The sequence below is a fragment of the Sphingomonas sp. 10B4 genome, assembly GCF_035019905.1.
GTDB classification, from domain to species: Bacteria; Pseudomonadota; Alphaproteobacteria; order Sphingomonadales; family Sphingomonadaceae; genus Sphingomonas; species Sphingomonas glacialis.
On sequence record NZ_JASJVC010000020.1, the window covers coordinates 13,746 to 36,546 of the forward strand.

22 protein-coding genes and 1 tRNA gene are annotated in these 22,801 nt (G+C 68.1%); 13 read left to right on the forward strand and 10 right to left on the reverse strand.

What is annotated here, in order from left to right; all coding sequences use genetic code 11:
* Positions 1–3 precede the first annotated feature (3 nt).
* From QN347_RS08225 to mgtE, 3 genes are read right to left on the reverse strand one after another with little or no spacing between them, the layout of a single operon-like run.
* Positions 4–414 carry a DUF1489 family protein gene (locus tag QN347_RS08225; protein ID WP_133191058.1) on the reverse strand — a complete coding sequence of 137 codons (411 nt, stop codon included), beginning with the start codon at positions 412–414 and terminating at the stop codon, positions 4–6.
* 46 nt (positions 415–460) lie between these two features.
* On the reverse strand, positions 461–784 hold the full coding sequence (locus QN347_RS08230; RefSeq protein WP_322161411.1) for a hypothetical protein: 324 nt from the start codon (positions 782–784) through the stop codon (positions 461–463).
* A gap of 4 nt (positions 785–788) precedes the next feature.
* Positions 789–2,192, reverse strand: a complete 1,404-nt coding sequence (gene mgtE / locus QN347_RS08235; RefSeq protein WP_322161409.1) for a magnesium transporter — start codon at positions 2,190–2,192, stop codon at positions 789–791.
* A 148-nt stretch (positions 2,193–2,340) separates the two neighbouring features.
* Here mgtE and QN347_RS08240 point away from each other — a divergent pair, with 148 nt between their 5' ends.
* Positions 2,341–2,802, forward strand: a complete 462-nt coding sequence (locus QN347_RS08240) for a peptidylprolyl isomerase (RefSeq protein WP_133191052.1) — start codon at positions 2,341–2,343, stop codon at positions 2,800–2,802.
* A gap of 177 nt (positions 2,803–2,979) precedes the next feature.
* Here QN347_RS08240 and QN347_RS08245 read toward each other — a convergent pair whose 3' ends face one another.
* Positions 2,980–3,870 (reverse strand): LysR substrate-binding domain-containing protein, encoded by an 891-nt coding sequence (locus QN347_RS08245; protein WP_189676586.1) that lies wholly within the window; start codon positions 3,868–3,870, stop codon positions 2,980–2,982.
* A 332-nt stretch (positions 3,871–4,202) separates the two neighbouring features.
* Here QN347_RS08245 and QN347_RS08250 point away from each other — a divergent pair, with 332 nt between their 5' ends.
* Positions 4,203–6,479 (forward strand): CDC48 family AAA ATPase, encoded by a 2,277-nt coding sequence (locus QN347_RS08250; RefSeq protein ID WP_133191048.1) that lies wholly within the window; start codon positions 4,203–4,205, stop codon positions 6,477–6,479.
* A gap of 35 nt (positions 6,480–6,514) precedes the next feature.
* Here the strand turns inward: QN347_RS08250 and QN347_RS08255 are convergent, their stop codons facing one another.
* Positions 6,515–7,816 carry an MFS transporter gene (locus tag QN347_RS08255; RefSeq protein WP_133191046.1) on the reverse strand — a complete coding sequence of 434 codons (1,302 nt, stop codon included), beginning with the start codon at positions 7,814–7,816 and terminating at the stop codon, positions 6,515–6,517.
* Positions 7,813–8,985 carry a phosphatidylserine/phosphatidylglycerophosphate/cardiolipin synthase family protein gene (locus tag QN347_RS08260; RefSeq protein WP_322161407.1) on the reverse strand — a complete coding sequence of 391 codons (1,173 nt, stop codon included), beginning with the start codon at positions 8,983–8,985 and terminating at the stop codon, positions 7,813–7,815. Before QN347_RS08260 ends, QN347_RS08255 begins: the two co-directional genes overlap by 4 nt.
* A 93-nt stretch (positions 8,986–9,078) precedes the next feature.
* Here QN347_RS08260 and QN347_RS08265 point away from each other — a divergent pair, with 93 nt between their 5' ends.
* Both QN347_RS08265 and rpoZ read left to right on the forward strand, forming a co-directional pair.
* Entirely contained in the window at positions 9,079–9,612 is a 534-nt protein-coding gene (locus tag QN347_RS08265; protein WP_323494011.1) for a hypothetical protein, read from the forward strand.
* A 59-nt stretch (positions 9,613–9,671) separates the two neighbouring features.
* Entirely contained in the window at positions 9,672–10,016 is a 345-nt protein-coding gene (gene rpoZ, locus QN347_RS08270) for a DNA-directed RNA polymerase subunit omega (protein ID WP_133191040.1), read from the forward strand.
* A 105-nt stretch (positions 10,017–10,121) separates the two neighbouring features.
* Here rpoZ and QN347_RS08275 read toward each other — a convergent pair whose 3' ends face one another.
* From QN347_RS08275 to QN347_RS08285, 3 genes are all read right to left on the reverse strand, one after another.
* The gene (locus QN347_RS08275) at positions 10,122–11,060 is read right to left on the reverse strand and encodes a hypothetical protein (RefSeq protein WP_323494012.1); all 939 of its coding nucleotides are present in this window, start codon (positions 11,058–11,060) and stop codon (positions 10,122–10,124) included.
* A 511-nt stretch (positions 11,061–11,571) separates the two neighbouring features.
* Complete coding sequence (locus tag QN347_RS08280; RefSeq protein ID WP_133191036.1) at positions 11,572–12,243, reverse strand: RlmE family RNA methyltransferase; 672 nt, start codon at positions 12,241–12,243, stop codon at positions 11,572–11,574.
* Positions 12,240–13,355 carry a Ppx/GppA phosphatase family protein gene (locus QN347_RS08285; RefSeq protein WP_189676590.1) on the reverse strand — a complete coding sequence of 372 codons (1,116 nt, stop codon included), beginning with the start codon at positions 13,353–13,355 and terminating at the stop codon, positions 12,240–12,242. Before QN347_RS08285 ends, QN347_RS08280 begins: the two co-directional genes overlap by 4 nt.
* A gap of 172 nt (positions 13,356–13,527) precedes the next feature.
* Between QN347_RS08285 and QN347_RS08290 the strand changes: the two genes are divergently transcribed.
* From QN347_RS08290 to QN347_RS08305, 4 genes are all read left to right on the forward strand, one after another.
* Positions 13,528–13,601: transfer RNA gene (locus tag QN347_RS08290), tRNA-Gln, on the forward strand.
* A 154-nt stretch (positions 13,602–13,755) separates the two neighbouring features.
* Positions 13,756–16,845 (forward strand): YdbH domain-containing protein, encoded by a 3,090-nt coding sequence (locus QN347_RS08295; RefSeq protein ID WP_323494013.1) that lies wholly within the window; start codon positions 13,756–13,758, stop codon positions 16,843–16,845.
* Positions 16,842–17,078: a YnbE family lipoprotein gene (locus QN347_RS08300; RefSeq protein WP_322161398.1), complete on the forward strand. Its 237-nt coding sequence runs from the start codon at positions 16,842–16,844 to the stop codon at positions 17,076–17,078. Before QN347_RS08295 ends, QN347_RS08300 begins: the two co-directional genes overlap by 4 nt.
* Positions 17,078–17,452, forward strand: a complete 375-nt coding sequence (locus QN347_RS08305) for a YdbL family protein (protein ID WP_133191028.1) — start codon at positions 17,078–17,080, stop codon at positions 17,450–17,452. Before QN347_RS08300 ends, QN347_RS08305 begins: the two co-directional genes overlap by 1 nt.
* Positions 17,453–17,622: 170 nt before the next feature.
* Here the strand turns inward: QN347_RS08305 and QN347_RS08310 are convergent, their stop codons facing one another.
* Entirely contained in the window at positions 17,623–18,183 is a 561-nt protein-coding gene (locus QN347_RS08310; protein ID WP_322161395.1) for a TlpA disulfide reductase family protein, read from the reverse strand.
* 16 nt (positions 18,184–18,199) lie between these two features.
* On the opposite strand from QN347_RS08310, the gene argH reads away from it, so the two are divergent.
* The 5 genes from argH to QN347_RS08335 are packed head-to-tail and all read left to right on the forward strand — an operon-like array spanning position 18,200 to position 22,799.
* A complete protein-coding gene (argH, locus tag QN347_RS08315) occupies positions 18,200–19,570 on the forward strand; it encodes an argininosuccinate lyase (protein ID WP_322164146.1) in 1,371 nt (456 codons plus the stop codon).
* Positions 19,567–19,812: a hypothetical protein gene (locus tag QN347_RS08320; RefSeq protein WP_133191024.1), complete on the forward strand. Its 246-nt coding sequence runs from the start codon at positions 19,567–19,569 to the stop codon at positions 19,810–19,812. The genes argH and QN347_RS08320 overlap by 4 nt, the downstream gene beginning before the upstream one ends.
* A 13-nt stretch (positions 19,813–19,825) precedes the next feature.
* The gene (gene lysA, locus QN347_RS08325; protein WP_189676597.1) at positions 19,826–21,088 is read left to right on the forward strand and encodes a diaminopimelate decarboxylase; all 1,263 of its coding nucleotides are present in this window, start codon (positions 19,826–19,828) and stop codon (positions 21,086–21,088) included.
* The gene (locus tag QN347_RS08330) at positions 21,085–21,852 is read left to right on the forward strand and encodes a precorrin-2 dehydrogenase/sirohydrochlorin ferrochelatase family protein (protein ID WP_322161393.1); all 768 of its coding nucleotides are present in this window, start codon (positions 21,085–21,087) and stop codon (positions 21,850–21,852) included. Before lysA ends, QN347_RS08330 begins: the two co-directional genes overlap by 4 nt.
* Positions 21,849–22,799, forward strand: coding sequence for a zinc transporter ZntB (locus QN347_RS08335; protein WP_322161391.1), 951 nt, complete (start codon positions 21,849–21,851; stop codon positions 22,797–22,799). The genes QN347_RS08330 and QN347_RS08335 overlap by 4 nt, the downstream gene beginning before the upstream one ends.
* Positions 22,800–22,801: the final 2 nt, after the last annotated feature.

Sequence of the window (22,801 nt, forward strand, 5' to 3'; positions counted from 1 at the left end):
GCGCTAGACCAATCCCAGCGCCGACAATTTGGCGAGCAACGCGGTCGGCATGACATCGCCCGCGACCATCCCCGCGCCGAGATCGGCGGGCGCATCGCCTGGCTCGAGATAGCGCCAGCCCTGGTGTGCGCGCTTCGGCCGGCCCTCGGTCAGCACCAGCGCGGGGTCGATATGGATCGCGACGCGCCCGCCCTCGGCCTCGCCGAAGCCGAGGATCGGCGAGCGCGCGACGAGCGTATGCTTGATGATCCAGTAGAGCGAGCCGCCGGGCGTTCCGACGATCTCCTCATGCCGTTTGGGCAGATAGCGCGTCGTCAGGAACACGGGCCCCTCGGCACCGCGCTGGCGCAGGCGTTCGTCGAGATGATCGAGACTGGTCGCGCCGAACGCGACCTTGGTGAGATGAAGCGGCACCCGTCGCAGATGGGGCAGCGCGCGCTCTGCGCCAACCCCGAAAGGCTCAATTCTCGCGATCGGCGGCGTAATGGCTCACGACGAGCGCGACGAGCACCGATCCGGCGATCGCCACCGCGGTTTCGCTGAGCGAGTGGGCGTTCCAGTCCCACACTTCGAGCCCGGCATAGCCCGGCATGTTGGCGCGTCGCCCGGCGCCGAATTGCTCGATCCATTGATATTCGCGCTGCGTGATCTCGCGCATGATGCACACCGCCGACCCCGCAAAGCAGCCGAGCCAGATCGCGCCGCGGGTCGGCACCGCGAGCCAGCGGCCCAGCGCCCAGCAGACGAGCTGAACCCCGATCGATACCGGCAGGTGATTCCACATGGGCCTAGCTGCCGAGCCCGAACAGCGTCGCAAGGCCGAGGAACGAGAAGAAGCCCATCACATCGGTCATCATCGTCACGAACACCGCCGACGAGACGGCGGGATCGATATCGAGCCGGTCGAGCGTCACCGGGATCAGCACCCCCGACAGGCCCGCGATCAGATTGTTGATCACCATCGCCATCGCAATGACGATCGCCAAATGCATGTTGCCGAAGATCAGGAACGTCCCGATCCCGATCAGTGTGCCGAGCATCGCGCCATTGGCGGCGGCGATGCGGAATTCGCGGTAGATCATGCGGCCGGTGTTCGAACTGGTCAGCTGGTTGGTGGCGAGCGCGCGGACCATCACCGCGAGCGTTTGCGTGCCGGCATTGCCGCCCATCCCCGAGACGATCGGCATCAGCACGGCGAGCAGCGCAAAACGCCCGATCTCGCCCTGGAACAGCCCGACCACCGAGGCGGCGAGCATCGCGGTGCCGAGATTGACCACCAGCCAGGTGATTCGCGTCCGCACCGTCAGATGGATCGGCTCGTTGATGTCGCCGTCGCCCGCGCCCGACAGGCGGAGGATATCCTCGCCGGCTTCTTCGGAAATGATGTGGACGATGTCGTCGACGGTGATCATCCCGACCAGCCGCCCGACCGGATCGACCACCGCGGCCGAGATCAGCGCGTATTTCTGGAAGCGCAGCGCGACTTCTTCCTGGTCCATGTCGACCGGGATCAGCGTCTGTTCGCGCTGCATCACGTCGCCGATCGCGATGCTGCGCGGCGTGCGCAGGATCCACGACAGCGCGACGGTACCGACGGGCTTGTGCGCGGGGTCGACGACGAAGATTTCCCAGAAGTCGGTGGTCAGCTCGTCATGCTGGCGCAGATAGTCGAGCACATCGCCGACCGACCAATGCTCGGGCACCGCGATCAGCTCGCGCTGCATCAAGCGACCGGCGGTCTCCTCGTCGTAACTCAGCGCCTCTTCGATCGCGGCGCGATCGTCGGGGTCGAGCGCGCGGAGCACTTCGCGCTGGTCGGCGGGCTCCATGTCCTCGATGATCGCGACCGCGTCGTCGGTATCGAGTTCGGAGGCGATGTCGGCCACCTGCGTCGCCGACAGCGCGTCGATCAGATCCTCGCGGACATAATCGTTCATCTCGGCGAAGACGTCGCCGTCGAGCAAGTCGGTGATCGCGGTCGCGAGCGCGGCACGGTCCTCGTGCGGCGTCAGTTCGAACAGATCGGCGATGTCGGCGGGGTGGAGCGGCTCGACCAGCGCGCGCGCCGCCGCGGCGTCGCCCGACTCGACTGCATCGCGCACTGCGCTGACAAAGGCGGGCTTCAATCGGTCGTCTTCGTCGAGTTGGGCTGTATCGAGCTCGGGCTCGGTCAGGTCGGTCTCGCTCACCATGGACCTCCTTGGCCTGTGATCCTGGCGGTCTAGCGGCGTGCGGCAACAAAGCCAACGCCGCTTCGTTGGGCTGTGCGGCGGCGGGCGATTTGCCAGCCGTGCGCAGCCTCGCTAGGGCGGCGCATCCCCCATTTCCAGGAGTCCTCCGATGGCCGATCTTCCCGAAACCCTCACGCTGACCCTCGACAGCGGCGGCGACGTCGTGATCAAGCTGCGCGGCGATCTCGCGCCGCAGCACGTTGCGCGGATCGCCGAGCTCGCCAATGCCGGCTTCTACGACGGCGTCGTGTTCCACCGCGTGATCCCCGGTTTCATGGCGCAGGGCGGCGATCCCACGGGCACCGGCATGCACGGCTCGAAGAACCACCCGAACCTGCCCGCCGAATTCTCGAAGGAGCCACATGTGCGCGGCACCGCGTCGATGGCGCGTGCGCAGGATCCGAACTCGGCGAACAGCCAGTTCTTCATCTGCTTCGACGATGCGCGCTTCCTCGACAACCAGTACACCGTCTGGGGTCAGGTCACGTCGGGCATGGAGCATGTCGACGCGCTGCCGAAGGGCGAGCCGCCGCGTAGCCCGGGCAAGATCGTAAAGGCGCACGCCGAGTAACGAACGCACCAGCAAAGCCCTCTCCCGCCTTTGCGGGAGAGGGTTGGGTGAGGGCCTTCTTCTAATCGACGCCCGAAAAGCAGCACACCCTCACCGACTACGACTAGGGCCGCGTGAAGAACGCGACCCAAGTCTGCGTAGCCTCTCCCGCGCGCGGGAGAGGGCCTGCGTCACCTGTCAAACCCCCGGATCGGCGATCGTCGCGATCAGCCAGTCGTGGAACAGCCGCACCGGCTTCTGCGTCAGCGCGCGCGGGCGGCACGCGAACCAATAGCTGTACGGGCTTTCGACCGGGATATCGAACAGCCGGACGATCCGATCGTCGCGCGCTTCTTCGAAATGGCTGGCGTGCATGAAGGCGATGCCGAGCCCCTGCGCCGCCGCCTCGAGCATCAGCGCGCCCGAATCGAAATGGTCGATCGCGAGCGGCTCGAGGTCGGTCAGCCCCGCCGCCGCGCGCCACGCGCTGAACGTATCGGGCATGTCACGGTGGACCAACGCGGTCAGTCCGGCGAGCTGGTCGGGGCTGGTGATCGGGTTCTGCCCCTCGATCAGCGCCCGCGCGCCGATGACATAGACCTGGTTGCGATCGAGCCGCTTGGCATAGAGCGCCGGGTCGATGTCGCGCGCGAGTGCGATGACCGCGTCGAGGCCCTCGCCCAATCGCGACAGCAGGTGCGCCGCGGTATCGATGTCGAGATGCAGTTCGGGGTGTTGCGTGCGCAGTTCGCCGAGCCGCGGGAACAGCTTCTGCGACGCCCAAAGCGGGAGCAGCCCGAGTCGCAGCCGCAACACGTCGGTATTACTCGTCATCACTTCGACCGCGTCCGACAATTGGTCGAGCGCGGGCGCGATCTGTTGCAGCAGCCGGTCGCCATCGGCGTTGAGCACGACCGCCTGGTGGCGGCGCTCGAACAGCGGGCGGCCGATAAAGCGCTCGAGCGCCTGGATCCGCCGACTGAGCGCGGGCGGCGACAAGGCAAGCTCCTGCGACGCCGCCTTGATCGAACCGGTGCGGGCGACCTGCACGAACGCTTCGATCGCGGTAAGGGGCGGCAGTCTGCGCATCGTCGGCTCGTTCCTCCGTGACCTATGACATCGCTATCTTGTGCGACGCACCAAGATGCCGTTCGCTCTAACCCCACCATTCCCCGTGGCGGGGAAGATTGCAACGATTGCAGAAACGACAATCGCAATCAGTTCTTTCGCACTTGCAACATAATCGGTCGTGCTGCATTTAGACGGTGCCTTTCAGGCATCCTCTCCTAAAACTTTCAAGGCCGATCCCTCCGGGGGTCGGCCCTTTTTTTGTCCAGCGCACGCCGCAGTGCCGCCCTCGTATTCGCGGAACCGCATGCCTATCTCGCGCGCTCACCGGGTTTACGCGAGGAACAGATAGCATGGCGGACGTCGAGACGCCGATTCGGAAATTGCAGGTCGCCAATGCGCGGCCCGAGGATAGCGGGCGCGGGCTCGCGCATGTGCCGCGCGCGATGCTTGCCGCGCTCGGGCTGGGCGAGGGCGATGTCATCGAGATCGTCGGCAAATCGTCGACGCCGGCACGCGCAGTCGCGCCGTATGCCGAGGACGAAGGGCTCGACATCATCCGCATCGATGGTCTGCAGCGCGCCAATGCGGGCGTCGGCTCGGGCGATTTCGTCGAGATCCGTGCGGTCGAATCGAAGGCGGCGACGCGCGTGATCTTTGCGCCGGCGCAGCAGAATTTGCGGCTGCAGGGCTCGTCGAACGCGCTGAAGCGCACCTTTTTCGGGCGGCCGCTGACGCAGGGCGACGTCGTCGCGACCGCCGGCCAGCAGCGCGTCGACAATATGCCGCCGGGTGTCCAGAACATGCTGCGCGCGCCGGCCTACGCGCTGCAGGAGATCCGCCTTGCGGTGATCTCGACCGTGCCGAAGGGCGTGGTGCATGTCGACGAGACGACCGAGATCGAGCTGCGCCCCGAATATGAGGAGCCCAAGGAAGCACGCCGCGCCGACGTCACCTATGACGATATCGGCGGGATGGGCCCGACGATCGACCAACTGCGCGAGATGGTCGAGCTGCCGCTGCGTTACCCCGAGCTGTTCCAGCGGCTGGGCGTCGATCCGCCCAAGGGCGTGTTGCTGCATGGGCCGCCCGGCACCGGCAAGACGCGGCTCGCGCGCGCCGTCGCCAACGAATCGGCGGCCGAGTTCTTCCTGATCAACGGGCCCGAGATCATGGGCTCGGCGTACGGCGAATCGGAGAGCAAGCTGCGCCAGGTGTTCGAGGAAGCCGCCAAGGCCGCGCCCTCGATCGTCTTCATCGACGAGATCGATTCGATCGCGCCCAAGCGCGGGCAAGTGTCGGGCGAGGCCGAGAAGCGGCTCGTCGCGCAGCTGCTGACGCTGATGGACGGCTTGGAAGCGCGCGCCAATGTCGTGGTGATCGCCGCGACCAACCGCCCCGAGGCGATCGACGAGGCGCTGCGCCGGCCGGGCCGGTTCGATCGCGAGATCGTCGTCGGTGTCCCCGACGAGCGCGGGCGCCGCGAGATTCTTGGCATCCACACGCGCGGCATGCCGCTCGGCGACCGGGTGGACCTCGATGAGCTGTCGCGCACGACCTACGGGTTCGTCGGGGCCGATCTCGCCGCGCTCGCGCGCGAGGCGGCGATCGAGGCGGTGCGCAAGCTGATGCCGCGGCTCAACCTCTCGGAAGGGACGATCCCGCCCGAGATCCTCGACACGCTCGCCGTCACGCGCGAGGATTTCGTCGATGCGCTCAAGCGCGTCCAGCCGAGCGCGATGCGCGAGGTGATGGTCGAGGCGCCGCGCGTCCGCTGGGACGATGTTGGCGGGCTCGACGATGCGCAGATGCGGTTGAAGGAGGGCGTCGAGCTTCCGTTGAAGGACCCCGATGCGTTCCGCCGGCTCGGCATCCGTCCGGCCAAGGGCTTCCTGCTCTATGGCCCACCCGGCACCGGCAAGACCTTGCTGGCGAAGGCGGTGGCGCGCGAGGCGCAGGCGAACTTCATCGCGACCAAGTCGAGCGACCTGCTCAGCAAATGGTATGGCGAGAGCGAGCAGCAGATCGCCAAACTGTTCGCGCGTGCCCGCCAGGTCGCGCCGTGCGTGATCTTCATCGACGAGCTCGATTCACTGGTGCCGACGCGCGGCAGCGGGATGGGCGAGCCGCAAGTCACCGAGCGCGTGGTCAACACGATCCTCGCCGAGATGGACGGGCTCGAGGAGCTGCAGTCGGTCGTCGTGATCGGCGCGACCAACCGGCCCAATCTGATCGACCCGGCGCTGTTGCGTCCGGGCCGGTTCGACGAGCTGATCTATGTCGGCGTGCCGAGCCGCGACGGGCGCGCGCGGATCCTCGCGATCCAGACCGCCAAGATGCCGATCGCCGAGGATGTCGATCTCGACGTGCTGGCGGGCCGGACCGATCGCTTCACCGGCGCCGATCTCGAGGATCTGGTGCGGCGTGCGGGGCTCACCGCGCTGCGCGAATCACTCGAGGTTCGCGAAGTGACGATGGCGCATTTCGAGACCGCGCTCGGCGATTCGCGCGCTTCGGTCACGCCTGAGCTCGAGCGTGAGTATGAGACGATGAAAGCGCGGTTGAAGCAGGACGCGACCTCGCTCCAACCGATCGGCTTCGCCTTCCCGCCGCGCGCGAAGGAAGGCTGACCTGCCGCCCCCCTCCCTTCGAGGGAGGGGGAAGGTTAGCGCGCCTCGCGCAACTTCGCCCAGGCATAGCCGAACAACGCCATCATCGCCGCGCCCGCGACCAGATACGGCAGCGAGTGCTGGAGCTCGTAAAGCCCCACCCCGATCGACGGGCCGAGCACGAACGCCGCGCCGTTGACCGAAGTGACCTTCCCCGCGACCGCACCTTGCGCGGCATGATCGACCGCAAGCGACGCGCCCGCGGTGAACGCCGGGCGGGTAAAACCGAAGCCGACGCTCGCCAGCGCATAGGCGCAGGCGATCGTATAGAGCGAGGTCGCGACCCCGGTCAGCGCACACCCCAGCGCCGCGATCACCAGCCCGGCCAGCATCATCCGCCGCGGGCGCAGATTGAGGTTGGGGATGATTCCCCACTGGACGAGCAACGCCGCGCCCGCGCCGATCATCAGCACGATCCCGGTCGGTTGCAGCGCTTGCGCTGGGGCGAGGTGCAGGCGGTCGATCACGAGAAAGCCGATCGCTTGCCCGGTCATCGCCTGGCCGTGGCCCGAAACGAGGCCGGCGATCATCCAGCCGCGGATCCGCGGATCGGCATAGCCGACCGGTTCGCTGTGCGGTTCGGTCGCGGCGGTAATGCTCGCGCCCGAACTTTGCCCGCCGATCGAGGGATAGGCGTTGGCGGCGCCGTGGAAAGCACCCGGGTCGTCGCTCTGCGTCGGGCGATCGTCGGCGAGCATGCGGTGCACCGCAAACGACACGCCGAGCCCGAACAGCGCGAACAGGAACGCTGGGCCGGCGAGCCCGATCTCGACCCCGCCGAGCGATCCGAGCACGAGGAACGGCGCGAGCGTGGGCCCGAGGATCGTGCCGAGCCCGAACGCCGAACCGAGCAGCGTCAGAGCCTTGGTGCGCTCGGCCCGCGTCGTGTTGCCCGCGACGAGTGCCTGCACCGCGGGCGGCGCCGCCGATCCGAACGTGCCGTAGATCAGCCGCCCGGCGATGAAGCACAGGAACGCCGCGGTTCCGCTGATCCAGCCGTTGATCCCGGCGGCGAGAAACACGCCGCACGTCACCAGCGACACCGAAAAGCCGCCCATGCCGAGCAGGATCATCGCGCGTCGGCCGTGGACGTCGGAGCGCTTCGCCCAGAACGGCGCGGCGATCACCCAGAGCAGCGCCGAGACCGAAAAGGCCGCGGCGACCGCGCTGTCGGGGACTTTCAACGATCGGCCAAGCGCCGGGAGCACCGACTGCATCGCGGTATTGCCCGCAGCGATCGTCAGCATCACCGTGAACAGCAGGGCGAAGTCGCGATCGATCCGAGCGGCGGACTTCACTTCTCGCGTCCGAAATTGAGCTGCTTGGTGATGTTATAGTCGAGCACCGTCATCACGAAGAACGCCGCGAACTGGCGCGTGCGCGTCCACCAGTCGGTGTTTTCGCGATAGGCTTGCGCGGTGATCCGCTCCGATTGGCCGACCTCGCCATCGACATAGCCGCGGACATGCACCGCGAACGCCGGATCGTCGATCCGCAGCATCATCTCGAGATTGAGGAACAGGCTGCGAATGTCGTAATTGGCCGAGCCGATATAGACGACGTCGTCGATCAGGAAGAGCTTGGTGTGGAGCTTGGTCGGCTGATATTCGTAGATTTGCACGCGTTTGCGCAAGAGGCCCGCATAGGTGAAGCGCGACGCCCAGATCGCCGCGCCGTGATCGTTCTTCGATGCCAGCACGATCCGCACCGTCCCGCGCAAGCCAGCGCGGTCGAGCCGGCGCAGCATCCCCGGATTGGGCGCGAAATAGGCCGAGATCAAATCGACCTTGGCGGCGCGCTCGAGATCGCGCTTTACCGCCCGCGCCCACGGCGACAGCCGCCGCGTCGGCCCGCCAAACAGCCAGCGCACTTGGCCGTCGGGCTCGCTCCACGCCTTCAGCGCGCGGCGCAGCGCGCGCAGCGGTGGCTTGGGCTGCTTCGACCAGTTGGACAGCGCGTCAAAATAGCCGGTGATCCGCTGCGCCGCTGGCCCTTCGATGAGCAGTCCGAGATCGCGCCAGGCTTGTTCGGCGGGGGTGCCGAAATAGGCATCCTCGACATTGAACCCGCCGATGATCGCGCGCGCCTCGCTGCTTTCGCCATCGGCAAGCGCGAGCTTCTGGTGGTTGCGCAGCAGATAGCGCCGGCCCCAGCGCGGGACGAAACGGCACACTTCGACGTTCGCGTCGCGCAACGGCTCGAAGAAATGGTGGCTCTCGGCGACTTCGCTGCCGAGCCCGTCGACGACCAGCGCGACCTTCACCCCGCGCTCGGCGGCGCGGATCATCGCGGCCCGCACCTGCGCACCGGCATCGTCGTCGACATAGATGTAGTAGATGATGCGCAGCGTCGCCTTCGCGGCGTCGATCAGCGCGATCAACGTGTCGAGCCGGCGCGGGCCGGTGTCGAGCATCGTCAGACGATTGCCGGCGACGGTGAAACTGGGTTGCGGGGCGGGCTCGGACATGGTTGCTTGGTGATGGCAATGCGGGATTTGCGCAAGTCGTTGACCCCATATCGCGGTGCAGCCTAGGCTGATCGCCTAACACAAAGGTCGCCGATGCTGCTCGCTTTTGCTCTCCAGGCCGCTGTCGCTGTGACCCCGCCCGGGCCGCCACTCGAGGCCGATTCGTTCGGGGAGCGCGCCTTCGCGCATTTCTCGCGCGAGCCCGTCGCGTCGCACGTCAGCGAGAGCGTCGATGCGGCGTTCTCGACCGAGCCGCGCCCGGATGCTCCGATCGGCTATGCCCTGCGGCTCACGCGGCGCGAGCCGTCGCATCCCGCGACGATCGTCTGGGCGGAAAGCCGTACGTGTCCGGCGGTCCGTCCGGCGCTGATGGCGATGCGCGCCGTCGCTACGCCGCATCCTTATGTGCTGGGGATCGACCCACCGGGCGCGATGGTCCTCAACGGGACCGAATATCGGCTGCGCGCGGAGGCGGGATATGCGCACGGACGTCCGGCCTGGATCGATATCGGCAGCAATCGCGATACGCCGCTGGCCGCCTGGGTCGATCACAGCCTTGCGGCACTCGCGCGGTGCTGGTCGCCGGTGCCGCCGGGCCCGGCCCCCCGCGTTTTCTTGACTCCGTAGGGCTTTCCTCTTAGGGCAACGCCTTTCCAACCCTCGTCGTACAAGTAAGGAAGCCGTTCATGGCGCGCGTCACTGTCGAAGATTGCGTCGACAAGATTCCCAACCGCTTCGATCTCGTCCTGTTCGCCGCCCAGCGCGCGCGGCAGATTTCGGGCGGTGCCGAGATCACGATCGATCGCGATCGCGACAAGAACCCGGTCGTCGCGCTGCGCGAGATCGCCGAGGAAATGGTGCATCCGCCGACGCTCAAGGAATCGGTGATCCAGAGCCTGCAACGCGTCCAGGTCGACGAAGACGACGTCGCCGATGCGGTCGGCTCGCTCGCGGCCTCGGCCGAGGCGCTGCGCCTGACGGCTGCTGCCCCGCCGCGCAACCAGAACCTCGGCGCTGATTACGAAGGCTGAGGCCCACGGCTGACGCGAAAGCGTTAGCTGCGGATCGCCGAATCCCGGACCGAAGGGCCTCGGTGCCGACCGGCGACGTGGCGTTGCCACGCGCTGTGCGGCCCCCTAGTTCGCCTGTTCCCGCAAGACCGTCGCCAGCGCCGCCTTTCCCAGCGCGGCGACGTCGTCATGCGGATCGCGATACCCGCCATGCACCAGTCGTGCGACGCGCTGCAGCAGCGGTAGCGGCGCGCCGCTGCTTCGCGCCGCTGCGGTAAAGGCATTTTCGTCCCATGGCGCGCCTGCCTTGACGCGCGCGAACAGCGTCTTGTTGACGGCGTGCAACCCGTCGCCTTTTCTAGCCCGCAGCGACTCGTCCAGCGCCAGCCAGATCAGCATTCCGCACTGAAACTGCAGGTCGAAATTGCCGTTCGCCGTGGCGCGATCGAGCGGAGCGCTCGCCAGCCCTGTCGCGCAAGCGGTCTCGGCACTGCGCACCCGGCTTGCGACATATCCGCGCTCCGCCTTCCCGCGCTGCGTCAGAACGAGCGCGGCCATCGCATCGGCGCCACCTTCGTGGATCCACGCCGCGGTTTCATCACCCGCGAGCTTGCCGACCCTGTCCTGTTGGAAGAGGTGCGCCGCTTCATGTGCGAAGAACCAGTCGAGCCAGAAAGGTGCCTGGGCCGTTACCCGTTCGCGCGCGTTGGCGCCGTCGAAATGCATGAAGATCTGACCTGGTAGTGTTCCGCCCTGGGTCGAGGCATGGCCGTCTTTGCGGGGGCGGGCGTCCATGGAAACATAGAGCTCGGGACGGAAGGACAGCGCGCCGTAGATGCGCGCAAACGCGTTCATCGCGCGGGGCAGCGACTGTCGCAAATGGTCGCGCGCGGTGGTGGGCAGGCCGGGATCGATGATCGCGATAAAGCCGTCCGCCTCTTCCGGCATCAGGTTTCCGACAAAAATGTTGGTGCCGTCGTCGCGGCTGACGAAGCGGGTCTGATCGGCAACGCGCCGCCCTTCGACGCCAATTGTCTTTCCGGGGGCGGCAATCGTGATCGGCAAAGCGTCGGTGCCGGCGCACGGGATCCGCAGGCAGGCATGAAACTGGCCCGAATGGATCAGGACACCGCCGTCGCTGAACGGTGAGAAGGGCGCGTAGCTCTTTGGCAAAGCGCGGTAGCGCGCGGGAATGGTGAAGCGCACGACGCGGAAAGGGCCACCGTCAAAGCGCTCGATCCGCTCGCCAGTGCCGTCCTGCATCCAGCGGAAACCGGCCGATTGCGGATGCCAATCCTCCGGCCGATACCCGCCCAATGCCTGCGCGAAATGCAGCGCTTTAGTCGCGGCCGTCATGCGATACGTTGCGACGACGGTCTCATCGGGCTGACTGGCGAGATCTAGTGCGATCGGCGCTCCGGCATCTGGGGTGAGGCGGCTGGTCGAGACACACGATGGCAGCGCAAGGCAGAGAAGCAGTACCGCCAGGGCGGCTTTCGGGGATGCCGGCATTGTGCCTCTCGGGCCGAAGCGGATGTGGCGTGAGCATCCGTCCTGCACCGCGGATTAGCAACCGCTAATCCGCTGCGCGACCCTTGAAGCCCTGAGCGACGACGTACCATTCGCTCGACGCCTTGCGGCTGGCGGGCGGCTTGGCGTGCTTCACGGTCGTGAAGTTGCGCTTCATCTCCGCCACCAGCGCGGTATCCGCGCCGCCCGCAAACACCTTGCCGACGAACGCCCCGCCGGGCGCGAGCACGTCGATCGCGAACGCCAGCGCCGCCTCGACGAGCCCCATCGTGCGCAAGGCGTCGGTCTGCGGATGCCCGACGGTGTTGGCCGCCATGTCCGACAGCACCAGATCGGGCGTGCCGCCAAGCCCCGCCATCAGCCGCTCGGGCGCGACATCGTCCATGAAATCGAGCTGGAGGATCGTCACCCCCTCGATCGGATCGACCGGGAGGAGATCGATCCCGACGATCGCCGCCTTGGGCACTTGGCGGCGGACGACCTGCGCCCAGCCACCCGGCGCGAGCCCGAGATCGACGACGCGGCGCTTGCCCTTCAAGAAGCCGAACCGCTCGTCGAGCTCGGTCAGCTTGTACGCCGCGCGGCTGCGGAAGCCGTCGGCCTTGGCACGTTTCACATAGGGGTCGTTGAGCTGGCGTTCGAGCCAGCGCGTCGATTGCGCGGTGCGCTTGCGCGCGGTCTTGACGCGGACGCGCAGTCCGCCGCCGTCGTTGCTCATGCCGTACTTCCCATCAATCGCCGGAGAATGCCTTCGCGGATTCCGCGATCGGCGATGCCGAGCCGTTCGGCCGGCCATAAATCCATGATCGTCTCGAGGATCGCGCACCCCGCGACGACGAGATCGGCGCGCTCGGTGCCGATGCACGGCAATTGCGCGCGCTGGCGCAAGTCCATGCCGGCGAGATCGCGGCTGATTCGCCGCATCGCGGTCGCGGGCACGATCAGCCCGTCGACTTGCGCGCGGTCGTAATGCGTCAGCTCGAGATGGACGCTCGCAAGCGTCGTCACCGTGCCCGACGTGCCGAGCAGCCGCGGTACCGCAATCCCGCGCGGCAGCCGCGCGGCGAACGGCGCCATGCTCTCGGCGACGAGGCTGCGCATCTTGGCATAAGCGGCGGCGCGGCCTTCGGCGCCGCCATCCTGCCCCGGCGGACCGTGTCCGGCGCTCTCGGTCAGCGACACGACGCCCCATGGCGCGCTGTGCCAGTCGAGCACGCGCGGCGTCTCGGCGCGCGTGTCGACGAGCACCAACTCGGTCGATCCGCCGCCGATGTCGAACACCAAAGCCGGGTCCTCGCCCGGCTCGATCAGCGCATGGCAGCCGAGCACGGCGAGACGCGCCTCTTCCTCGGCGGTGATGATATCGAGCAGGATCCCCGTCTCGGCATAAGCGCGCGCGATGAAATCGGCGCCGTTGCTCGCGCGGCGGCACGCCTCGGTCGCGACCGCGCGCGACAGCGTGACGTTGCGGCGGCGCAATTTGTCGGCGCAGATCTTCAGCGCGGCGATCGTCCGCTCGATCGCGGCATCGCTCAGCCGTCCCGATCCGGCGAGCCCTTCGCCGAGCCGGACGATTCGCGAAAAGGCATCGACCACAGCGAACCCGTCGCCCTGCGGCCGCGCGATGAGCAGGCGGCAATTGTTGGTGCCGAGGTCGAGCGCTGCAAAATGCCGCGGTTCGCGACCACGCGTCGCGCCGCCCCGCGCCGGGGGAGTCCTGGCGACCTGCGGCTTGGCGGGCGGCGGCCTGCCGGGGGGCTTTCCGTTGGACGGCGCCGAACGGGCAGGTTTCGCCTGCCGGTACGGCACATCCGGCGATCGATCCGCCATGCCGTGATACTCGCTTATTCTGTTCTGCCGTCGCGGCTCGCCGGATGGCGCGCCGTTCGGTGCTTGACGGCGATCCTAGCTCAAGCCCCGAGATGCGGCAAGCGATGCGCGGGGGATGTTCACGCGATCGGTTGACAGCCACCGCACACCCCCGTAGATCGCGGTTCGGCGTTGCCCCGTCGTCTAATGGTAAGACTGCGGTTTCTGATACCGCCTATTGAGGTTCGAATCCTCACGGGGCATCCAGCCATCATCTCCTTATATCTCCACCTTTCGCCGCGGCCGGCACCGCGGCTTGCGGCTGATCGCGCCGCGCAATAGGGGTGACGGCGTGAGTGAGGGTGTCCCTAACGCAGCCGCGGTCCCAGACGCTTCCCCGCCGCGTCGCCGCTGGGGGCGTTTGCCAGTTGCGGTCGGAGGGCTGCTGCTGCTGATCGTCGCATTGCTCGGCGCAGCGTGGCTCGCGCGCAAACCCGTGGCGGAGCATTTCATCGACGATGCGCTCGCCGCGCGCGGCATTCCGGCGCGCTATGAGATCGCGCAGATCGGGTTTCGCACGCAGCGGCTGACCAATGTCCGCATCGGCGATCCACGCCATCCCGATCTGCTGGCCGATTGGGTCGAGGTCGACACCAGCCTGTGGGTTTCGGGCGCGAGCGTCACTGCGATCCGCGTCGGGCGTGTGACGATGCGCGCAACGCTTGCCGACGGGAAGGTGTCGTTCGGGACGATCGATCGCCTGCTGCCCGCGCCGTCGGGCAAGCCGTTCGCGCTTCCAGCGATCAAGGCCGAGATCGCCGATGGCCGCATCGCGCTTGCGACCCCGTACGGCCCGGTCGCGCTGCACGTGGTCGGGGCGGGGCGTCTCGACGACGGTTTTGCCGGAACGCTCGGTGCGAAAGCGGCGGCGTTCGAGCTGGGCGACTGCCGTCTCGCTACGCTCGATGCGGTGCTGCAAATCCAGGTGCGCGCGGCGCAACCGAGCTTAACCGGCCCCGTCACGCTCGCGCGCGGTGACTGCGGCGGCGCCCGAATCACCACGGCGCGCGCCGATCTGACGGCGACGCTTGCCGCCAAGCTCGACAGCGGGCGCGGATCGGCGCGGCTGGCGATCGCCGCGCTCGATGGTGGCGGCGCTGAGCTGCGGTCGCTGGCGGGGTCGGTCGATTTCGTCGGCTCGGCGCGTGATGTTTCGGGCGATCTCGATCTGCGCTCGGGGCCTGCCGCGGCGGCGGGCGTCGCGGCGCTACGGACCGCGCTCGCCGGGCGCTATCGCTACGCCGACGGCGGTTTCGCGTTCGATGGGCGCGCGCAGGCGACGCGCGCGCGGCTGCCAGCAGCGTGGCGCGCGCGGCTCGACCCGGCTCGTGGCGCAGGCGCCGGAACCCCGGTCGGGCCGATCGTCGCGCAAGCGGTCGCTGCGCTGCAGGCCGCGGGCCGATCGGGCGATGTCGATGCGCGCGTCTCGACGATCCTCGATGCCGGGCGCGGGCAAGTGATCGTCTCGCGGCTCGCCTTTGCGGCGTCGTCGGGTGCGCGGGCAACGCTCGCTGGCGGGAACGGCCTGCTCTATCGTTGGCCCGGCGGCGTGCGGATCGACAGCACCGTTACGCTCGGCGGCGGTGGCTTGCCCGACGCCAGCGTCCGCGTGCGCCAGGCGGGGTTCGGCGCGCCGCTGGTTGGGCGAGCGATCGTCGCGCCATATGCCGCCGGTGCTGCGCGGCTCGCGCTGACGCCGATCGACTTTAGCGCGACCACCAGCGGTGCGACGCATATCACGACTCGTGCCGCGCTCAGCGGGCCGCTCGGCACTGGCCAGGTCACCGCGCTCAGCCTCCCGCTCGACGCGCGCTGGGACGGGCGCGCCGGGCTGACGCTCAATCCGGCCTGCGCGCCGCTGGCGTTCGAGCGGCTCGCGCTCGGCGGGCTCGATCTGCCGCGCTCGAGCGTGACGCTGTGCCCGCGCGACGGCGCGCTGCTGCGGCTCGAGCAGGACGCGGTGCGCGGCGGCGGTTCGATCGGTCCGATCCGCCTCGCCGGGCGGCTCGGTTCCGCGCCGATCGACGTGACGCTGCAGCACGGCGAATGGCTGTTCGGCGCACGGCGCTTTGCGGCGATGGGGCTCGGCGTCCGGTTGGGGGCGCCCGAACGGGTGACCCGGCTCGACGTCACGACGCTCGGGGGGAGCCTCGCGACTGGGTCCCTTGCGGGGACGTTCGATGGGGCGAGCGGACAGATCGGCGCGGTGCCGTTGCTGCTTTCGTCGGCGGCCGGGCGCTGGCGCTTTGCCGCGAACGTGCTGGCGCTCGATGGGGGCCTGATGGTCGCTGACAGCGCGGCCGATCCGCGCTTCAAGCCGCTCGCCGCGCGCAGTGTCGCGCTGACGCTCGCCGACAACCGGATCGCGGCGAGCGGCACGCTGTTCGAGCCGAGCAAGAGCGTCAAGGTCGCCGATGTCACGATCGCCCACGATCTGGGCGCCGGGGCAGGGCATGCCGATCTCGCCGTCCCCGGCATCGTCTTCGGTCCGCAATTCCAGCCCGATGCGCTGACGCGGCTGACCTATGGCGTGATCGCCAACGTCGTCGGGTCGGTGAATGGCGAGGGGCATATCCGCTGGACGCCGCAGGGCGTGACGAGCGACGGCGTGTTCCGCACCCCCGGCACCGATCTCGCCGCGGCGTTCGGCCCGGCGACGGGGATCAAGGGCGAAGTCCGTTTCACCGATCTGCTCGCGCTCGAAAGCGCGCCGGGCCAAGTCGCGACGATCAAGACGCTCAACCCGGGGATCGCGGTCAATGACGGCGTGGTGCGCTATCAATTGCTGCGCGGCACGCGGATCGCGGTCGAGCAGGGGCGCTGGCCGTTTGCGGGGGGCACGCTGACGCTCGAGCCGACCTTGCTCGATTTCGACAAGGCGCAGGAGCGGCGGATGACCTTCCGCGTCGACGGAATGCGCGCCGACCAGTTCCTCCAGCAATTCGACTTCAAGAACCTCAACGCCACCGGCATCTTCGACGGCGCGCTGCCGATGGTGTTCGATTCGACCGGCGGGCGGATCGCGCAGGGCAGGCTCACCGTGCGGCCCGGTGGCGGCACGGTCGCCTATGTCGGCGAGGTGACGCAGAAGGATGTCGGCTTCTGGGGCAATTTCGCGTTCCAGGCGCTCAAATCGCTGCGCTATCGCAGCCTCGAGATCGTGATGAACGGGCCGCTCGCCGGCGAGATGATCACCGAGGTGCGCTTTGCCGGGATCGGGCAGGGGGCGGGCGCCAAGCGCAATTTCCTGTTCGACCGGCTGCAGAAATTGCCGCTGATCTTCAACGTGCGGATCAGCGCGCCCTTCCGCCAACTGATCGATTCGGCGCAGAGCTTCTACGACCCGCGCCGCCTGATCGAACGCAACCTGCCGACGCTGCTCGAGGAGCAGACCAAGCGGGCCAAGCCGCCTACCCCCATTCAGCCTTCCGACAGCAGGATCGTGCCATGAACGAAACAGCATTGACGAAGACCAAGGATCGACCGACCACGCGCATGATGACGAGGACGATGACGATGGCCGCGATAGTGGTGGCCGCTTTGGCGCAGAGCGCGTGCGTAACCGTGAGCGCGCCCGACAAGCCGATCGTGATCAACCTCAACATCAGCGTCACGCAGGAAGTCGTCTACCGTCTCGACGGTCAGGCCAAGAGTTTGATCCAGGCACAACCGGGGATTTTCTGATGACACGCATTTTCACCAGCCTTGCCGCTATCGCCCTGATCGGCACCGCGACCGCGGCGCTGGCGCAGCGCAGCCCGGCCTATCAGGCGGCGCGCGCCGCAGGTGAGGTCGGCGAGCAGCCCGACGGCTATCTCGGCGTGGTCGGCAGCGTCAGCGCCGAAGTGCGCGCGATGGTCAACAGCATCAATATCCAGCGCAAGGCGGCGTACACGCAGCAGAGCGCGAGCTCGGGCGCGACGGTCGAGCAGTTCGCCTTTACCAGCGGCTGCAATCTGATCGGCCAGACCGCGCCGGGCGAGAAGTACAAGGGTCCTGATGGCCAGTGGAAGACGCGCGGCGCCGCTGCCCCCGAGCGCGATTCGCGCTGCATCTGAGGCGCGACGACAGGGTTTCAGGCGCGCCCGACCATCACCCCGTTCGCCCTGGGCCTGTCGAAGGGCTGCTCCCGCCAGGGGGCGCCCTGCCTATTGCGAGCAGGGCTTCGACATGCGGAACCCGAACGGCGTAGGTGATCACGCCGAGGCGGAGTGGGTCGTAGCGCCGCTTATTTCGCCTCGGCGAGCGCGGCCTTGGCGACAGCGCTGGTCCAATCCATGCCGCCGGTGCTGCGCCACACTTCCTTGCCGGTCGAATCGAACAGGATGCTCATCGGCAGGCTGGCGTTATAGGCCAGGCTGAAGCCCAAATCCTTGTCGAGATATGGCTGGAGCCGGGTGAACTTTTCCTTGGCGAAGAAGGCGGCGACGGTCGGGCGGTCCTTGTCCTGGCTGATCGTCGCGACGGCGATGCTTGCGGCGGCCTGGTCGAGCGTCGGCATTTCCTTGACGCACGGGCCGCACCACGTCGCCCACAGGTTGACGAGCACGGGCTTGCCCTTGAACGCGGCGAGCGTCGTCTTCTTGCCCGCCGGATCCTCGAAGCTAAGCGTCGGCGCGGCTTCGCCCTTGTGGCTGCGGTCGATCTTGCTGGTCTCGGCGGGGGCCGTAGCGGCGGCGGTTGCGGTGCTGTTCGCGGCGACCTCTGCTTGCCCGTTGGACGAGACTTGCTTATCGCACCCGGCTAGAACGAGCAGCAGGACCGAAGCGATCACCGAGCGAAACAACATGGGCACGTCCAATGCGATGTGGGGTGGGCGCTTCGCCGAGGGTCCGGCCGCGGTCATGCGGTCGATAAATGCCTCGATCCCGTTCGACAAGCGGCTCTGGCGGCAGGACATCGCCGGGTCGAAGGCGCATGTCGCGATGCTGGGTGCGACAGGAATCGTTTCGCCTGCCGATGCATCCAAGATTTCCGAGGGTCTCGACGTGGTTGCGGCGCATTACGAGGCGCACGGCGTCGCCGAGGACATGGCGCTCGAAGATATTCACATGCAGAGCGAGTCGCGGCTCGCCGCGGCGATCGGGCCGGTCGCCGGGCGGCTGCACACCGCACGCTCGCGCAACGATCAGGTCGCGACCGATTTCAAGCTGTGGGTGCGTGACGCGATCGACGAGGTCGAGGCAGCACTCGCCGCGTTCCAGGACGCGCTGCTGACGCGCGCCGAGGAACATGCCGACAGCGTGATGCCGGGCTTCACGCATCTGCAGAGCGCGCAGCCGGTGACGCTCGGCCATCATTTGATGGCGTATCACGAGATGATCGCGCGCGACCGCAGCCGCTTCGGCGATGCGCGCAAGCGGATGAACCTGTCACCGCTCGGCTCGGCGGCGCTCGCGGGCACAGGCTTCCCGATCGACCGCGCGATGACCGCGGCGGCGCTCGGCTTCGATGGCCCTACGCGCAATTCGCTCGACGGCGTGTCCGACCGCGATTTCGCGATCGAATATCTGACCTGCGCGACGCAATGCTCGCTCCACCTCTCGCGGCTCGCCGAGGAGTTCGTGCTGTGGGCGTCGCAGCCGTTCGGCTTCGTCGCGCTGTCGGATCAATGGTCGACGGGCAGCTCGATCATGCCGCAGAAGCGCAATCCCGATGCCGCCGAACTGGTGCGCGGCCATGCGGGTCGCATCCTTGGCTGCATGACGGCGCTGATGGTAACGATGAAGGGCCTGCCGCTCGCGTATTCGAAGGACATGCAGGACGACAAGCCGCCGGTGTTCGAGGCGCACGATCTGCTCGGCCTGTCGATCGCGGCGATGACCGGGATGGTCGAGAGCGCGAGCTTCCGCACGCCACGGATGCGCGACGTCGCAGAAGCCGGTTTCGCCACCGCGACCGATCTCGCCGACTGGCTCGTCCGCGAAGCGGGCGTGCCGTTCCGCGAGGCGCATCACATCACCGGTCAGGCGGTCGCGCGCGCCGAGGCGCTCGGGCTCAAGCTCGATGCGCTCCCGCTGACCGCATTGCAGGCCATCGACGGCCGAATCGACGAGCGCGTCTACGACGTGCTGTCGGTCGATGCCTCGGTCGCCAGCCGCGTGAGTTTCGGCGGCACCGCGCCGGTCCGCGTCCGCGCAGCGATCGCCGCCGCACGATCGGGAGAGACGGCATGAAGCATGGTCTGGCTCTGGGGTTCTGCGCGGCGCTGCTGCTCGCCGGGTGTGGCGCTGCGTCCGGGTTGAAACCGGCCGAGGGGAGATCGCTCCCCGTCGCGCCCTATGGCGCGAAAGAGACGCCGACCCCCGCCGAGCTGCTCAAACCGACCAATCAGGAACGGCCGATGCGCAGCGACGAGGTGCTCACCAATTCCGCGGAACGCCGGAGCGACGAGTTCAGCCTTCCGCCTCCCAACTGACAGGCTTCATTCGATGGATCATTTTTCGCTCGTCGACGGCGCGCTGCACTGCGAGGGCGTGCCGCTCGCGGCGATCGCCGAAGCGGTCGGCACACCCGTCTATGTCTATTCGACCGCGACCTTCGAACGCCATGCGCGCGTGTTTCGCGAAGGGCTGGCGCCGGCGGGGGATGTCCACCTCGCCTACGCGATCAAGGCCAATCCCAACCTTGCCGTGCTCCGCGTGCTCGCGCGCGAGGGCTATGGCGCCGATGTCGTGTCGGGCGGCGAGCTGGCACGCGCGCTCGCGGCGGGGATCCCGGCGAAGGACGTGGTGTTTTCGGGAGTCGGCAAGACCGTCGGCGAATTGTCGACCGCGCTCGATGTCGGGCTCGGCCAGTTCAATCTCGAGCTTGAAGAGGAAGGCGTCGTGCTCGCTGGGCTCGCCGCCGCGCGTGGGATGCGCGCCGATGCGACGCTGCGCGTCAATCCCGACGTCGATGCCGGGACGCACGCCAAGATCTCGACCGGCAAGCGCGAGAACAAGTTCGGCGTGCCGATCGACCAGGCCCCGGCGATCTTCGCGCGGCTCGCCGGATTGCCGGGGCTCGCGCTGCGCGGCGTGGCGATCCATATCGGCAGCCAGCTGAGCGAGCTCGCCCCGCTCGAGGCGGCCTATGCGCGGATCGGCGCGCTCGTCGCCGAGCTGCGCGCGGCTGGCCATCCGATCGAGCGCGTCGATCTCGGCGGTGGGCTCGGCGTGCCGTACCGCGCGGGCGAGGTGTTCCCGAGCCCGGCCGAATATGGCGCGATGGTCGCGCGCGTCACCAAGGGGTGGGGCGTCCGGCTGATGTTCGAGCCCGGCCGCGTGATTGCGGGCAATGCCGGCGTGCTGCTGACCAAGGTGATCTGGGTCAAGCCCGGCGCGATCAACCCCTATGTCATCGTCGACGCCGCGATGAACGATCTCGCGCGCCCGGCGATGTACGATGCGTGGCATGATTTCGAGGCGGTGTCGCCGAGCGGCGCGCGGATGACCGCCAATATTGCCGGCCCGGTGTGCGAAAGCGGCGACACCTTCGCGATGGCGCGCGACATCGACACGGTGAAGAGCGGCGATCTCGCGATCTTCCGCACCGCCGGCGCGTACGGCGCGACGATGGCGTCGACCTATAACAGCCGCGCGCTGGTGCCCGAAGTGCTCGTCGATGGCGATCGCTTCGCGGTCGTTGCAGATCGCATCCTGCCCGAGACGATCCTCGCCGCCGAGCGCATTCCGGACTGGTTGAAGGCGTGAGCCTGCACAGCCTGCCGCTGTTCGTGCGGCTGGCGGGCCGCCCGGTGATGCTGCTCGGCGAGGGCGAGCCGGCCGATGCGAAACGGCGGCTGCTCGAACGCGCGGGCGCGGTGATCGTCGGCGAGGAGGCGAGCGCTGCCCTGGCGATCGTCGCGATCGAGGACGAAGCGCAAGCGCAGGCGGCGATCGCGCGGCTTCAAGCGCGCGGTGTGCTCGTCAACGCGGTCGACCGGCCCGACCAATGCGATTTCACGCTGCCCGCGATCATCGATCGCAGCCCGGTGCTGATCGCGATCGGCACCGGCGGTGCATCGGCTGGCCTCGCGGCGGCGCTGCGGCAGCGGCTCGAGGCGTTGCTCCCGGCGACGCTCGGGCCGCTCGCCGACCGGCTCTATGCCTTGCGCGCCGCGATCCGGCTGGCGTTGCCCGCGCTCGACACACGACGGCGCGCGCTCGGCGCGGCGTTTGCGCAAGGCGGTGCGCTCGATCCGCTCGCGGCGGGGCCCGATGCCGTCGAGACGTGGCTGACGGCGCCTGCCGCGCCGACCGATCGGCTCGTCACGCTGCGGCTGCGCTCGGCCGACCCCGACGATCTGACGCTCGGCGAAGCGCGCGCGCTCGCGCTCGCCGACCGGATTTACGCGCCGCCCCACGCGCCCGCGGCGATCCTCGATCGATCGCGCGCCGACGCCGTGCGGATCGTTTCGGACACGCCGCCCGTTACGCGCGAACCAGGACTGACGCTGTGGGTGGAGATGGAATGAGCGGGTTTGCGTACCGGGTGGCCGACGGCAAGGCCGAACGCATCGATATCCAGAACGCGCTCGAGACGCCGAGCGATCTGGTCTGGGTGCATCTCACCAGCAATAACGAGCAAGCTAAGGCATGGCTGGGCGACGTCGCCAAGCTTCCCGACTATGTCGTCGAGGCGTTGACCACGAGCGAATCGCGGCCGCGCTGCGAAGCGCTCGACGATGGCGCGATCCTCAATTTGCGCGGCCGCTCGAACGAGGCGATGACGACATCGGACCCGCTCGCCTCGCTGCGCATCTGGGCGACGGCGGGGCGAGTGATCTCGGTGACGCGGCGCTCTTTGACTGCCGTCGACGACGTGACCAAGCAGATCGAAGGCGGCACGATCCGCGACCCGGGCGACCTCATCGCCGAATTCGCGGTGGCGATTACCGAGGAGCTCGACCTCGAAGTCGCCGATCTCGGCGACAGCCTCGATGATTGCGAGGCCGATCTCGACGCCGACAAGGTGTTCGTCCTGCGCCGCAACGTCACCAAGGTGCGCGTCGCCGCGATCGGCTATCGCCGCTTCCTCACGCCGCAGCGCGCCGCGCTCGAGAAGCTGGCATCGCTGCCGTGCGATTGGCTGCAGGATGACGACCGGCTGCATCTCGCCTCCGCCGCCGATCGCGCCGCGCGTATGGCCGAGGAACTCGAATCGATCCGCGAGCGCTCGGCGCTGATGCACGAGGCGCTGACCGATTTGCGCGCCGAACAGATCGATTCGCGCTCGCTGTTGATCTCGATCGTCGCGTTGATCTTCCTCCCGCTGACCTTCCTCACCGGCCTGTACGGGATGAATGTCGAGGGACTGCCCTTCGCCAAGGAGCCTTGGGCGTTCGATGTGATCGGCGGGATCTGCATCGCGATCACCGTCGGCATCATCGGCTATTTTTCGGTAAAACGCTGGTTCGGCTGACG

Excerpts from the sequence above, each read along its gene's own strand:
- QN347_RS08230 (WP_322161411.1), bottom strand. The coding sequence starts at position 784 with ATGTGGAATCACCTGCCGGTATCGATCGGGGTTCAGCTCGTCTGCTGG.
- mgtE (WP_322161409.1), bottom strand. The coding sequence starts at position 2,192 with ATGGTGAGCGAGACCGACCTGACCGAGCCCGAGCTCGATACAGCCCAA.
- QN347_RS08240 (WP_133191052.1), top strand. The coding sequence starts at position 2,341 with ATGGCCGATCTTCCCGAAACCCTCACGCTGACCCTCGACAGCGGCGGC.
- QN347_RS08245 (WP_189676586.1), bottom strand. The coding sequence starts at position 3,870 with ATGCGCAGACTGCCGCCCCTTACCGCGATCGAAGCGTTCGTGCAGGTC.
- QN347_RS08250 (WP_133191048.1), top strand. The coding sequence starts at position 4,203 with ATGGCGGACGTCGAGACGCCGATTCGGAAATTGCAGGTCGCCAATGCG.
- QN347_RS08260 (WP_322161407.1), bottom strand. The coding sequence starts at position 8,985 with ATGTCCGAGCCCGCCCCGCAACCCAGTTTCACCGTCGCCGGCAATCGT.
- QN347_RS08265 (WP_323494011.1), top strand. The coding sequence starts at position 9,079 with ATGCTGCTCGCTTTTGCTCTCCAGGCCGCTGTCGCTGTGACCCCGCCC.
- rpoZ (WP_133191040.1), top strand. The coding sequence starts at position 9,672 with ATGGCGCGCGTCACTGTCGAAGATTGCGTCGACAAGATTCCCAACCGC.
- QN347_RS08280 (WP_133191036.1), bottom strand. The coding sequence starts at position 12,243 with ATGAGCAACGACGGCGGCGGACTGCGCGTCCGCGTCAAGACCGCGCGC.
- QN347_RS08285 (WP_189676590.1), bottom strand. The coding sequence starts at position 13,355 with ATGGCGGATCGATCGCCGGATGTGCCGTACCGGCAGGCGAAACCTGCC.
- QN347_RS08300 (WP_322161398.1), top strand. The coding sequence starts at position 16,842 with ATGAACGAAACAGCATTGACGAAGACCAAGGATCGACCGACCACGCGC.
- QN347_RS08305 (WP_133191028.1), top strand. The coding sequence starts at position 17,078 with ATGACACGCATTTTCACCAGCCTTGCCGCTATCGCCCTGATCGGCACC.
- QN347_RS08310 (WP_322161395.1), bottom strand. The coding sequence starts at position 18,183 with ATGTTGTTTCGCTCGGTGATCGCTTCGGTCCTGCTGCTCGTTCTAGCC.
- argH (WP_322164146.1), top strand. The coding sequence starts at position 18,200 with ATGTGGGGTGGGCGCTTCGCCGAGGGTCCGGCCGCGGTCATGCGGTCG.
- QN347_RS08320 (WP_133191024.1), top strand. The coding sequence starts at position 19,567 with ATGAAGCATGGTCTGGCTCTGGGGTTCTGCGCGGCGCTGCTGCTCGCC.
- lysA (WP_189676597.1), top strand. The coding sequence starts at position 19,826 with ATGGATCATTTTTCGCTCGTCGACGGCGCGCTGCACTGCGAGGGCGTG.
- QN347_RS08335 (WP_322161391.1), top strand. The coding sequence starts at position 21,849 with ATGAGCGGGTTTGCGTACCGGGTGGCCGACGGCAAGGCCGAACGCATC.